The 12,706-nt window shown below is 59.8% G+C and carries 10 protein-coding genes; 6 read left to right on the forward strand and 4 right to left on the reverse strand.

The window, feature by feature from the left end:
* Positions 1-933 (reverse strand): chemotaxis protein CheV, encoded by a 933-nt coding sequence (locus V7756_RS14280; RefSeq protein ID WP_335610862.1) that lies wholly within the window; start codon positions 931-933, stop codon positions 1-3.
* 119 nt (positions 934-1,052) lie between these two features.
* Complete coding sequence (gene nfuA, locus V7756_RS14285) at positions 1,053-1,637, reverse strand: Fe-S biogenesis protein NfuA (RefSeq protein WP_335610863.1); 585 nt, start codon at positions 1,635-1,637, stop codon at positions 1,053-1,055.
* 191 nt (positions 1,638-1,828) lie between these two features.
* On the opposite strand from nfuA, the gene metH reads away from it, so the two are divergent.
* The 5 genes from metH (at position 1,829) to V7756_RS14310 (ending at position 9,694) form a co-directional block, all read left to right on the forward strand.
* Complete coding sequence (gene metH / locus V7756_RS14290; RefSeq protein ID WP_335610864.1) at positions 1,829-5,521, forward strand: methionine synthase; 3,693 nt, start codon at positions 1,829-1,831, stop codon at positions 5,519-5,521.
* A 5-nt stretch (positions 5,522-5,526) separates the two neighbouring features.
* Positions 5,527-6,861, forward strand: a complete 1,335-nt coding sequence (locus V7756_RS14295) for an MATE family efflux transporter (protein WP_335610865.1) — start codon at positions 5,527-5,529, stop codon at positions 6,859-6,861.
* Between the two features lie 84 nt (positions 6,862-6,945).
* Positions 6,946-7,176 carry a DUF2970 domain-containing protein gene (locus V7756_RS14300; protein ID WP_335610866.1) on the forward strand — a complete coding sequence of 77 codons (231 nt, stop codon included), beginning with the start codon at positions 6,946-6,948 and terminating at the stop codon, positions 7,174-7,176.
* A gap of 375 nt (positions 7,177-7,551) precedes the next feature.
* Complete coding sequence (locus tag V7756_RS14305) at positions 7,552-9,210, forward strand: nitrite/sulfite reductase (RefSeq protein WP_335610867.1); 1,659 nt, start codon at positions 7,552-7,554, stop codon at positions 9,208-9,210.
* Positions 9,194-9,694 carry a DUF934 domain-containing protein gene (locus tag V7756_RS14310; RefSeq protein WP_335610868.1) on the forward strand — a complete coding sequence of 167 codons (501 nt, stop codon included), beginning with the start codon at positions 9,194-9,196 and terminating at the stop codon, positions 9,692-9,694. Before V7756_RS14305 ends, V7756_RS14310 begins: the two co-directional genes overlap by 17 nt.
* Positions 9,695-9,746: 52 nt before the next feature.
* On the opposite strand, the gene V7756_RS14315 is transcribed toward V7756_RS14310, so the two are convergent.
* A complete protein-coding gene (locus V7756_RS14315) occupies positions 9,747-10,733 on the reverse strand; it encodes a YhdH/YhfP family quinone oxidoreductase (RefSeq protein WP_335610869.1) in 987 nt (328 codons plus the stop codon).
* A 9-nt stretch (positions 10,734-10,742) separates the two neighbouring features.
* Entirely contained in the window at positions 10,743-11,768 is a 1,026-nt protein-coding gene (gene sohB / locus V7756_RS14320; RefSeq protein ID WP_442909009.1) for a protease SohB, read from the reverse strand.
* 173 nt (positions 11,769-11,941) lie between these two features.
* Here sohB and V7756_RS14325 point away from each other — a divergent pair, with 173 nt between their 5' ends.
* Positions 11,942-12,646, forward strand: coding sequence for a histidine phosphatase family protein (locus tag V7756_RS14325; protein WP_335610871.1), 705 nt, complete (start codon positions 11,942-11,944; stop codon positions 12,644-12,646).
* The last annotated feature ends 60 nt before the right edge of the window (positions 12,647-12,706 follow it).

The raw sequence follows: 12,706 nt of genomic DNA on the forward strand, positions 1-12,706 counted from the left end.
TCAGGCCTCCAGCAACTGCAAACGGGCGCGCACGGTTTCCACCAGTTGGTCGGGCTGGAATTTGGAGAGGAAGCCGTCGCAACCCACCTTTTCCACCATCGCCTTGTTGAAGTTGCCCGACAATGAGGTATGCAGCACCACAAAGAGGTCTTTCAGGCGGGGATCCTTGCGGATCTCTGCCGTGAGGCGGTAGCCGTCCATCTCCGGCATTTCGGCATCGGTAATCACCATCAATAGCCGCTGATTCATGTCCTCGCCGCTGTCGGCCCAGGCTTGCAGCATGCGCAGCGCCTTGAGTCCGTCGGTAGCAACATGCATGGTCAGTTGCAGTTGAGAAAGCGTGTCGCGCAGCTGATTGATACCCGTCGGAGAATCATCCACCAGCAGCACTTCGCGGCCATGTGCCTTGCTCAGCAACGGATCTTCCAGTAGCTCTTCACTCACGCGCGTATTGAACGGCACGATCTCCGCCAGCACCTTCTCCACATCAATGATTTCAACCAGGCGCATGTTTTCCAGGCGGGTGATGGCGGTGAGGTAATGCGCTCTACCTGCCCCCTTGGGTGGTGGCTGCACGGTGTCCCAGTTGAGATTCATGATGCGATCGACGCTGCCGACCAGAAAGGCCTGCACCGAGCGATTGTATTCAGTCACGATGATGGTGCTGTCGCGCCGCGCTTCGATCGGCTGCAGGCCGATAGCGCCGGAAAGATCGATAACCGGGATGGTCTGACCCCGCAGATGAATCACCCCTGCCACGTGCGGATGACGCTGCGGCATCTGCGTCAACGCCGGCAGAGTGAGCACTTCACGGATTTTGAAAACATTCAGCGCAAAAAGCTGCGGACCGGACAGCTGAAACAACAAGATTTCCAGCCGGTTTTCGCCAACCAGCCGGGTACGCGAATTGACCGTATCCAGAACCCCTGCCATAACCTGTGCCTCGCAACGTTCAGCGCCAGATAGCAAGATGCCATCTGTTTTTTCCCAGTATAGCCACAGTTCTCCATCAGAGGACAAGAGCCGCAGCGTTAGCAGCGATTAAACGGCCATTAATAGTAGGCGTTTTCCGTTACCGTGTGGTCGGTTGAGTCGCGTACACCGGTGAGCTCCGGAATGCGGGCAACCAGAGTCTTCTCGATACCTTCCTTGAGCGTGACGTCCACCATACCGCAGCCCTGACAACCACCGCCGAATTGGAGGATGGCAATACCACCTTCCACTACATCGATCAGCTTCACGTCACCGCCGTGACTGGCCAGACCCGGGTTGATCTCGGTCTGCAGCAGGTAGTTGATACGCTCATTCAAGGGGCTGTCTTCATTGACCATGGGGACCTTGGCGTTGGGCGCCTTGATGGTCAGTTGGCCACCCATACGGTCGGTGGCGTAGTCCACCATGGCCTCTTCCAGGAAAGGCTCGCTGACCGAGTCAACCCAGACATTGAAGGCCTCCAACGCGATCAGGCGATCTTCCGGCTTCTCTTCGCCCGGCTTGCAGTAGGCGATACAGGTTTCTGCGTAGGGCGTCCCTGGCTGGGTAATGAACACCCGAATACCTACCCCGTCCGTGTCCTGCTTGGAAAGCAGATCGGCCAGATAGTCCTGTGCGGATTGGGTGAGAATAATGCCTGCCATGAAATGCCTCTTGCCTAATGACTTGGATGCCTAGTGTAAGGGATGCCCGGCCACGAATAAAGTCCCACCTTTTTACTTGGTTATTATTCAGCCCGACTGCAACCTGTAACAGCCCGGCCCCTGGGCAATTCAGAGTTGCCACTGTGCGTGCTATCATTGCCGGCTTTTCGGCGTGTAACTCTGGAGTACCCATGTCTGACCGCATCGCTCGCTTGACCGCACTCACTGAGGCTCTGCAACAACGCATTCTGATCCTCGACGGCGGCATGGGCACCATGATTCAGGCCTACAAGCTCGAGGAAGAGGACTTTCGCGGTGAGCGCTTTGCCGACTGGCCAAGCGACCTCAAGGGCAATAACGACCTGCTGGTACTGACTTGCCCCGACGCCATTGGCGCGATGGAAAAGGCCTACCTGGATGCCGGCGCCGACATCATCGAGACCAATACCTTCAACTCGACCCGGGTATCGCAAGCCGATTACGGCATGCAGGAGCTATCCTACGAGCTGAACCTGGAAGGCGCCCGTCTGGCGCGCAAGGTCTGTGACGCAAAAACCCTGGAAACGCCTGACCGACCGCGCTTTGTAGCCGGCGTACTGGGGCCGACCAGCCGTACCTGCTCCATCTCGCCGGATGTGAACAACCCCGGTTTTCGCAATGTCACCTTTGACGAGCTGGTGGAGAACTACGTCGAGTCCACGCGCGGGCTGATCGAGGGCGGCTCTGACCTGATTCTGATCGAAACCATCTTCGATACACTCAATGCCAAGGCGGCGATCTTTGCCGTGCAGCAGGTGTTCGAGGACATGGGCGTCGAGTTGCCGATCATGATTTCCGGCACCATTACCGACGCCTCCGGACGCACCCTCTCGGGTCAGACCACCGAGGCCTTCTGGAACTCGGTACGCCACGCCAAACCGATTTCCGTGGGGTTGAACTGCGCCCTGGGTGCCAAGGACCTGCGCCCCTATCTGGAGGAGCTGTCAAACAAGGCCGAGACTCATACCTCGGCGCACCCCAACGCCGGCCTGCCCAACGAGTTTGGCGAGTACGACGAAACGCCCGAAGAAATGGCCGTGGTGGTTGAAGAGTTCGCCGCAGCCGGCTTTCTGAATATCGTCGGCGGTTGTTGCGGCACCACCCCTGCACATATCAAGGCGATTGCCGAGGCGGTGGCCAAATACCCGCCGCGCGCCATCCCCGATATACCCAAGGCCTGCCGCCTGTCGGGGCTGGAGCCTTTCACCATCGACCGCAGCTCGCTGTTCGTCAACGTCGGTGAGCGCACCAACATCACCGGCTCGGCCCGCTTTGCCCGGCTGATCCGCGAGGACAACTACACCGAGGCACTGGAAGTCGCGCTGCAGCAGGTTGAAGCCGGCGCGCAGATCATCGACATCAACATGGACGAGGGCATGCTCGACTCCAAGGCGGCGATGGTCACCTTCCTCAACCTGATTGCCGGTGAACCGGACATCTCCCGTGTGCCGATCATGATCGACTCCTCCAAGTGGGAGGTGATCGAGGCTGGCCTGAAGTGCATTCAGGGCAAGGGCATCGTCAACTCGATCTCCATGAAGGAAGGCGTCGAGCAATTCAAGCAGCATGCTCGTCTGTGCAAGCGCTATGGCGCCGCCGTGGTGGTCATGGCGTTCGACGAAAAGGGCCAGGCCGATACCGCCGCGCGCAAGCAGGAAATCTGCCAGCGCTCCTACGACATCCTGGTCAATGAAGTCGGCTTCCCGCCGGAAGACATCATCTTCGACCCCAATATCTTTGCCATCGCCACCGGCATCGAAGAGCACAACAACTACGCGGTCGATTTTATCGACGCCTGTGCCTACATCCGCGATAACCTGCCCTATGCGCTGACCTCTGGTGGCGTGTCGAACGTGTCCTTCTCGTTCCGTGGTAACAACCCGGTGCGTGAGGCCATCCACTCGGTATTCCTCTACCACGCGATCAAGAACGGCCTGACCATGGGCATCGTCAACGCCGGCCAGTTGGAAATCTACGACGAGATTCCCGCCGAGCTGCGCAACTGCGTGGAAGATGTGGTACTCAACCGCAGCGAAGGCGGCACCGAAGCGCTGCTGGATATCGCCGACAAGTACAAAGGCGACGGCAGCGTCAAGGAAGCCGAAACCGAAGAGTGGCGCACCTGGGAAGTCAACGCCAGGCTGTCGCATTCGCTGGTCAAGGGCATTACCGCCTGGATCGTGGAAGACACCGAAGAAGCGCGGCAACAGGCCAACCGACCCATCGAGGTAATCGAAGGCCCGCTGATGGCCGGCATGAACGTGGTTGGCGATCTGTTCGGCTCGGGCAAGATGTTCCTGCCGCAGGTGGTGAAATCCGCCCGCGTAATGAAGCAGGCAGTAGCGCACCTGATCCCCTTCATCGAGGCAGAGAAAGGCGACACGCCCGAGGCCAAGGGCAAGATCCTGATGGCCACGGTCAAGGGCGACGTGCACGACATCGGCAAGAACATCGTCGGCGTCGTGCTCGGCTGTAACGGCTACGATGTGGTCGATCTGGGCGTGATGGTGCCGGCGGACAAGATTCTGCAGACTGCGATTGATGAGAAGTGCGACATCATCGGCCTGTCTGGCCTGATCACCCCCTCGCTGGATGAAATGGTGCACGTGGCGCGCGAGATGCAGCGCCGCGACTTCCATCTGCCGTTGATGATTGGCGGTGCGACTACCTCTAAGGCGCACACCGCGGTCAAGATTGATCCCAAATACCAGAATGATGCGGTCATCTACGTGACCGACGCCTCGCGCGCGGTGGGCGTGGCTACCACCCTGCTGTCCAAGGAGCTCAAGCCCGACTACGTACGACAGATCCGTGAAGACTACGCCGTGGTGCGCGAGCGCACCGCCAATCGTAGCGCGCGCACCGAATACCTCAGCTACCCACAGGCCATCGAAAAGGGCCCGCAGCTGGACTGGCAGGATTATCAGCCGCCCGCACCACGGACCCAGGGCGTGCAGGTGCTCGACAATATCGACCTCAGCGTGCTGGCCGAGTATATCGACTGGACCCCGTTCTTCATTTCCTGGGACCTGGCCGGCAAGTATCCACGCATCCTGGATGACGAGGTGGTGGGTGAAGCCGCGCGCTCACTGTTCGCTGATGCGCAGGCGATGCTGCAGAAGATGATCAGCGAAAAACTGGTTACCGCGCGCGCCATATTCGGCTTCTGGCCGGCCAATCAGGTCGATCATGACGATATCGAGCTGTACGACGACGCCGGACAACCCATCGCCAGGCTTCATCACCTGCGTCAACAGACGATCAAGCCCGACGGCAAGCCAAATCTTTCACTGGCCGACTTTGTCGCACCGAAGAGCAGCGGCAAGACCGACTACGTTGGCGGCTTTATCACCACCGCCGGCATCGGCGCTGAAGAAGTGGCCAAGGCTTACCAGGACAAGGGTGACGACTATAACTCCATCATGGTCAAGGCCCTGGCTGACCGCCTGGCCGAGGCCTGCGCCGAGTGGCTGCACGAGCAGGTGCGCCGCGAGCACTGGGGCTACGCACCGGACGAAGCACTGGAGAACAACGACCTGATCCGCGAAAAGTATCGCGGCATCCGCCCGGCTCCAGGCTACCCGGCCTGCCCGGACCACACCGAGAAGGCCACCCTGTTCAGCCTGCTGGACCCGCAAGGCACCTCGGGCGTCACCCTGACCGAGCACTTCGCCATGTTCCCGGCGGCGGCGGTCAGCGGCTGGTATTTCGCCCATCCGCAAAGCCAGTATTTTGCTGTCGGCAAGATCACCCGCGATCAGGTTGAGTCCTACGCCGCCCGCAAGGGCGATTCGCAGGAGAGCGTCGAGCGCTGGCTCGCGCCCAACCTCAGCTACGACAACTGAGTCGGGTGACGCTGCTTCCCGACAGCCGTCGCCTGAAGCGCATTGCCGTGCTGGGATTGCCGATCATGGGCGGCATGCTCAGCCAGAGTCTGTTGAATCTGGTGGATGCCGCCATGGTCGGCCACCTCGGCAGCCAGGCACTGGCCGGCGTAGGCCTGGGCAGCTACGCCAACTTCATGGCCGTTGCGCTGGTGATGGGGCTGGGCGCTGGTGTGCAGGCCATGGTAGCGCGGCGCAACGGTGAAGGCAGTACCAGCCAGATCGCTGCGCCGCTGAACGAAGGTCTCCTGATAGCGCTGCTGCTCGCCCTGCCCCTCACGCTGGTGTGCTGGGCCTTGGCCGAGCCGATCATCCGCCTGCTGGCCGACGATCCCGCGGTAGTGGGCATTGGCGCCAGCTATTTCCAGTGGCGCATCCTGGCGATAGCTGCAGTGGGCTTCAACTTCGCCTTTCGTGGCTACTGGAACGGTATTCACCGTTCCGGCATGTATCTGCAGATTCTGATCATCACCCATCTGACCAACATCCTGGTCAGCTACGGGCTGATTTTTGGCCGCCTGGGCCTGCCAGAGCTCGGCGCCGAAGGCTCCGGCCTGGGCACCGCCATTGCCATGCTGTTTGGCTCACTGATGTATTTTGTAGTGACCTGGCGCGCCGGCCACGAGCATGGCTTTCTGCGCGTGCGGCCAGGCTGGCGAGGCGTTCGCGCCATGTTGCAGCTATCCATGCCGAATTCGCTACAACAGTTCTTTTTTGCGTCCGGTATCACCATGCTGTTCTGGATCATCGCCCAGATAGGCACACCGGAGCTGGCCATAGCTCATGTGCTGATCAACCTCGCACTCTTCCTGATTCTGCCCGGCGTTGGCCTGGGTATGGCCGCCACCACGCTGGTCAGCCATAGCCTGGGCGCGCGCCAGCCGGACGAAGCCTACCGCTGGGGCTGGGATGTAACCCGTGTTGCCGTAGTAACGCTGTTTGTGATGGGCGCACCCTTCTGGCTGGCACCCCACCTGGTGCTCGGCCTGTTTACTCAGGACCCCCAGTTGCTCGCGCTGGGTGAATGGCCACTGCGTATAACCGGCGTGGGCATGAGCCTGGATGCCACCGCTCTGGTGCTGACGCAGGCCCTGCTGGGCGCCGGTGCCAGCCGCACCGTGATGCACGTGAATCTGGGCAGTCAGTGGCTGGTCTTCCTGCCTTGTGCCTATCTCGCTGGCCCGGTCCTGGGCGGCGGATTGCTGACCGTATGGCTATTGCAAACCCTGTACCGCTGCATGACCTCGGTTATCTTTGCTGTCATGTGGCGTCGCCGAGGCTGGCTAAGTATCCGCCTTTGACCAAGGCGCATGGACCGGATCAGGCTTAGCAACTAAGCTGGTCGCAGACCCTGCAATACCATTGACGCTAACGGGAGGATTCGCATGAGCAAGGAGCAGAAGCAGCCCGCCGCGCCCCCAATGCGCTTTCGTGACACCCTGGTGAGCGTACTGGCGGCGGCGCTGGGGGTGCAAAGCAGCAAGGCGCGCGAACGCGACTTTACGCACGGCAAGCCGAGCCATTTCATTCTGTTGGGAGTCGGCTTTACCGCAGTCTTCGTGCTGGTAATATTCGGGGTAGTCAAGCTGGTGTTGCGGCTATCGGGCGTCAGCTGACCACCCCCGGACTAGCTGCCGGGCTACTGACCGCTAACCCAGAAGACCGCAGTGGCCACGGTCAACAAAATGAGCATCACCGCGGCAAATGCATCCAGCCCGCTGTCTTGATGTGGATCGTCCTGCAGGTCATGGTCGTTCATGGGATGGCCATCCTCTGTTATTGTTTTATATAGCCCGTTGCTGCGGGCTACCCTCAGTTAAGACCATTACCGCGAGGGGCACAAGAGGCGGCGAATATGTGCAAAAACAATCTAAAGATATAGATAAACATTCCTTTTGTGCATATCCGAAAACTGCTATTGTCTGCCCGCCCGAGCCTGAAGGGACATAACTAGTTAAGGAGCCAGCAGCGCTCCAAGCACAGGTTTCTGTATGTATATCTACGACGACTATGATCAGCAGATCGTTGAGGACCGCGTAAAGCAGTTCCGCGATCAAACCCGCCGCTATCTTGCTGGCGAGTTGAGTGAAAGCGAATTCCTGCCGCTGCGCCTGCAGAACGGCCTGTATGTGCAGCGCTATGCACCCATGCTGCGCGTTGCCATTCCTTATGGACTGGTCTCGGCCAAGCAGATGCGCAAGCTGGCCTTTATTGCCCGCCAGTACGACAAGGGCTATGCCCATTTCAGTACCCGCCAGAATGTGCAGTTCAACTGGCCGGAACTGGAGAACGTGCCCGAGATTCTCGCTCACCTGGCCGAAGTGCAGATGCATGCCATTCAGACCAGCGGCAACTGCATTCGCAACACCACCACCGATCAGTTTGCCGGCGTCGCTGCCGACGAGCTGGTGGACCCGCGCCCCTGGTGCGAGATCATTCGTCAGTGGTCGACGTTCCACCCCGAGTTTGCCTTCCTGCCGCGCAAGTTCAAGATTGCCGTCAATGGCGCCGAGCAGGACCGCGCCGCCATTGGCGTGCACGATATCGGCCTGAACGTGATCAGGAACGAAGCCGGTGAAATCGGTTTCCGCGTACTGGTTGGGGGCGGCCTGGGGCGCACCCCCATTGTCGGCTCGCAGATCTGCGACTTCCTGCCCTGGCAGCATCTGTTGACCTATCTCGACGCCATCCTGCGTGTATACAACCGCTATGGCCGTCGCGACAACAAGTACAAGGCGCGTATCAAGATACTGGTCAAGGCGCTTACGCCTGAAGTCTTCGCCGAAAAGGTCAACGCCGAGTGGGCGCACACCAAAGACAGCGACACCACACTGACCGAGCAGGAAGTGCAGCGCGTTGCCGCCCACTTTACCGCGCCCGACTACGAAAGCTTTGCCGGCGATGACGCGGATTATTTGGCCAAGCGCGACAGCGAGAAGGGCTTCAACAACTGGGCCATGCGCAACCTGCAGGCGCACAAGGTACCCGGCTATGCAGCCGTGACCCTGTCACTCAAGCCCACCGCAGTCGCCCCAGGCGATGCAACAGACAAGCAGATGGAAGCCGCCGCCGACCTGGCCGAGCGCTACAGCTTTGGCGAGCTGCGCGTGACTCACCAGCAGAACCTGGTACTGGCCGATGTGCGTCAAAGTGACCTCTACGCTCTGTGGCAGGAGTGCAAGGAGCTGGGGTTCGCCACACCGAACGTCGGCCTGCTGACCGACATCATCTGCTGCCCCGGTGGCGACTTCTGCGCCCTGGCCAACGCCAAATCGATTCCCATTGCCGAAGCCATTCAGCGCACCTTCGATGATCTGGACTACCTGCACGACATCGGCGATCTGGACCTGAACATCTCCGGTTGCATGAACGCTTGCGGTCACCACCACGTTGGTCACATCGGCGTGCTGGGTGTCGACAAGAAGGGGCAGGAGTTCTATCAGGTATCGCTGGGCGGTAATAGCGGTCGCGACGCCTCTATTGGCCAGATTCTCGGGCCATCCTTCGCCGCCGACGAAATGCCGACCGTGGTCAGCAAGGTGATTGACGTCTACATCCAGAACCGTACCCCAGAAGAACTGTTCCTCGATACCTTCCAGCGTATCGGCATGGCACCTTTCAAGGAGCGCGTTTATGCAGCGGCTAATTAAGAACGGCCAGATCATCGACGAAACCTGGCACCTGCTGCCCAAGGACGCCACGCTTGATGGCCTGTCCAACAGCGATGACCTGATCGTGCCTGTGGGTCTGTGGCTGGATCACGCTCACGCCCTCAAGGCGCGCGATGGCGGCCTGGGTGTCTGGCTCGACAGCGACGAAGAAGTGGAAGCCATTGCCGACGACCTGGAGCATTTTCAGGTCGTGGCGTTGAACTTCCCGGTCTTCAGCGATGGCCGCAACTACTCCAACGCACGCCTGCTGCGTGACCGCTACGGTTACCAGGGCGAGGTACGCGCCATTGGCGACGTGCTGCGCGATCAGTTGTTCTTCATGCGCCGCTGCGGCTTTGATGCCTTTGCGCTGCGTGCAGATCGCGACCCGGTCGAGGCGCTGGAAAGTTTCAACGACTTTTCCAATACCTACCAGAGCGCCACGGACCAGCCGCTGCCGCTGTTCAGGCGGCGCCAGGCTTGAATGACGCACATTAAAAAACCCGCCTCGGCGGGTTTTTTAATGTCGCAACTAATCAAATGAGCTTGACCAGGGTTCTGCCCACCATCTTGCCCCCCAGAATGCGCTCGATCTCGGCCGGCAGATCATCCAGCGTGATCTCGTGCACCAGCGCTTCGAGGTCCAGCTTCCACTGTACCGAGAGGCGGTCCCACATGGAGGCCTTGACTACCAGAGGTTGTTCGACCGAATCGATACCCATCAGGTTGACGTTGCGCAGGATGAAGGGAAATACGCTGCCCTGGAACTGCCCGCCGGCAGTCAAGCCGCAGCAGGCCACGCTGCCGCCGTAACACAAGGCCTTGACCACGTTGAACAGAATCTCGCCGCCCACGGTATCAACCGCGCCAGCCCACTGCTCTTTCAGCATGGGTTTGTCTTTACCTGCTTCCAACGCGGTGCGGTCCACGATCTGGCTGGCGCCCAGGCCGGTCAGGAAGTCCGCCTGCAACGCCTTGCCGGTCGCTGCAGCCACCTCATAACCCAGCGTCGACAACAGAGCAACTGCAATACTACCCACGCCGCCAGTAGCGCCGGTCACCAGTACCGGCCCCTGATCCGGGCTGACCCCTGCCTGTTCCAGCTTGTCGACACACAGGGCTGCCGTGAGGCCCGCGGTGCCCAGTATCATGCTTTCACGCAGCGACAAACCCTCAGGGCGCTTGAGTACCCAGGCAGCCGGCACACGTATGTACTGCCCAAAACCGCCAGCCGTATTCATGCCCAGATCGTAACCGGTGATGATGACCTCATCGCCGATGCTCAGCTCAGCCACCGAACTGGCTTCCACCACACCGGCGGCATCAATCCCGGGCGTGTGCGGAAAGCTGCGAGTGACGCCCTTGTTACCGGAGGCCGACAATGCATCCTTGTAGTTCAGCGAGGAATAATGCACACGGACCAGCACATCGCCCGCCGGCAAATCATCGATATGCCGGCTCGTTACCGAAGCAACGTATTTGCCGGCATCTTCGTTCACTACCAAAGCCTTGAATTCGGACATAATCCGCTCCTACCAGAATCGTTGATTGTGAAAGCGCGAAACCCAGGTCAATAGCAATCGATCCACTGCCTGGGCCATGCCGCCGGATAACCGGTCCTGCAAGCGCTTGCGCTGTTGGTAATTGAGCTCGAACACGTCTGCCTCGCGCACCCGCTCGCTCAGATACTGATCACTGGTTTTCACCTCATCGGCCAGTTGTTTATCCAGCGCCTCGGTGCCGAACCAGACCTCGCCGGTGGCGACCGACTCGACGTCCAGCGCGGGTCGGTACTGGGCGACGAAGCGCTTGAACAACTGGTGAATATTTTCCAGGTCTTCCTGAAACTTCTCGCGATCCTTGTCGGTGTTTTCTCCGAACAGTGTCAGGGTGCGTTTGTATTCGCCAGCCGTAAGCATCTCGAAATCCACCTGGTGCTTTTTCAGCAGACGATGGAAATTGGGCAGCTGCGCGACCACGCCGATGGAGCCAAGCATGGCAAAGGGGGCAACCAGAATACGATCGGCAATGCACGCCATCATGTAGCCGCCGCTGGCCGCCACCTTGTCCACCGTAATGGTCAGGGGGATGCCTGCATCACGTATGCGCACCAGTTGCGACGCCGCCAATCCGTAGGCGTGCACCATGCCGCCGCCACTTTCCAGACGCACCAGGATCTCATCCTGAGACCTTGCGATATCCAGCACAGCAGTCACTTCGTGGCGCAGGTTTTCCAGCGCGCTGGCCTTGATGTCGCCATGAAAGTTAAGCACAAAGACGCGACCCTTGGCGTCATTGTCCGCCGCTTTGGCTTTTGCCTTGGCGTCCTGCTTGCGCTGCTTGTCCTGCGCCTTGCGCGCGCTCTTGCTCAGTACCGCCTGCCCCAGGCGCTCGGCCATGCGGCTGAAGCGGTCATTCACGCGAACCACGCTCAGAGTGCCTTCACTGCGCCGCGGCCGGCCTTTGCTGGCAGCGATGGCCAGCACAATCAGCAATACCACCACCAGCACCGTCACAGCCTTGGCCAGAAAGAAAAAATACTGATCAAACCATTCCACAGGCATCTCCACAGTCATCTTGCAGTTAGCGATCTGCGCTCTAGCATACAGGATGCGAGCCCAGGGCGAACATGCCGAGCCGGAGCAGATTCAAACGCTCGTATGATTTCTTGTTGACAGCCTTGCCGCTCTCCACCTAACCTCAGGGCAGATTCGAAAACAGGTAGAACACCGTGGGCAGTATCTATTTAATCCGGCATGGCCAGGCCTCGCTCGGCGCCGCCAACTACGATGTACTTTCACCCCTGGGCATACAGCAGTCGCGGCTGTGTGGCGAGTTCTATCAGCAGCAGGGTCTGCGCTTGGATCACTGCTACGCCGGGGAGATGCAGCGCCAGATTGACACCGGTCGCCACGCGCTCGCCGCCATGCAGCAGAACGACTGCCCCATGGATATCGATAGCGCATTCAACGAGTACCATTCCGATCAAGTGCTCACCACCTACCTGCCCAAGGTCATCGAGCGCATTCCCGAAGCCGAGTTCTACGTCAGCAATGCCGGTCAGCATCGCAAGGAGTTCCAGCAGGTGTTCAGCAGTGCCATCAACCTGTGGATCACCGATGTCACCGACAACGCCGAATGCCCACCCTGGTCCGGCTTCGTCGCTCAGGTCGAGGCGGGGCTGCAGCGGGTCATGGCGAAGCACACCGCCAGCGGTCAGAACATTGCCATATTCACCTCGGGCGGCGTGATTACTGCTGCCCTGCAGCTCATCACGCAGATGCCGGCCACCAGCGCTTTCGAGCTGAACTGGCAAATCGTGAACACCTCTGTAAGCCGTCTACAATACCGTAAGGACAAACTGAGCCTGGCCGCCTTCAATAGCCAGGCCCATCTGGATGTCCACCAGCGGTCCGAATGGGTCAGCTTCAGATAACCCGGCCGGCACACTTAACTCATTAAGTACCGTCCACCCAATCCAGCAAAGGAACGACAG

This window comes from Halopseudomonas sp., assembly GCF_036961105.1.
Classification (GTDB): Bacteria; Pseudomonadota; Gammaproteobacteria; order Pseudomonadales; family Pseudomonadaceae; genus Halopseudomonas.

What these genes read in the sequence shown, in the direction of transcription:
- V7756_RS14280 (WP_335610862.1), bottom strand. Translation starts at nt 933, where the DNA reads ATGGCAGGGGTTCTGGATACGGTCAATTCGCGTACCCGGCTGGTTGGC.
- nfuA (WP_335610863.1), bottom strand. Translation starts at nt 1,637, where the DNA reads ATGGCAGGCATTATTCTCACCCAATCCGCACAGGACTATCTGGCCGAT.
- metH (WP_335610864.1), top strand. Translation starts at nt 1,829, where the DNA reads ATGTCTGACCGCATCGCTCGCTTGACCGCACTCACTGAGGCTCTGCAA.
- V7756_RS14300 (WP_335610866.1), top strand. Translation starts at nt 6,946, where the DNA reads ATGAGCAAGGAGCAGAAGCAGCCCGCCGCGCCCCCAATGCGCTTTCGT.
- V7756_RS14305 (WP_335610867.1), top strand. Translation starts at nt 7,552, where the DNA reads ATGTATATCTACGACGACTATGATCAGCAGATCGTTGAGGACCGCGTA.
- V7756_RS14310 (WP_335610868.1), top strand. Translation starts at nt 9,194, where the DNA reads ATGCAGCGGCTAATTAAGAACGGCCAGATCATCGACGAAACCTGGCAC.
- V7756_RS14315 (WP_335610869.1), bottom strand. Translation starts at nt 10,733, where the DNA reads ATGTCCGAATTCAAGGCTTTGGTAGTGAACGAAGATGCCGGCAAATAC.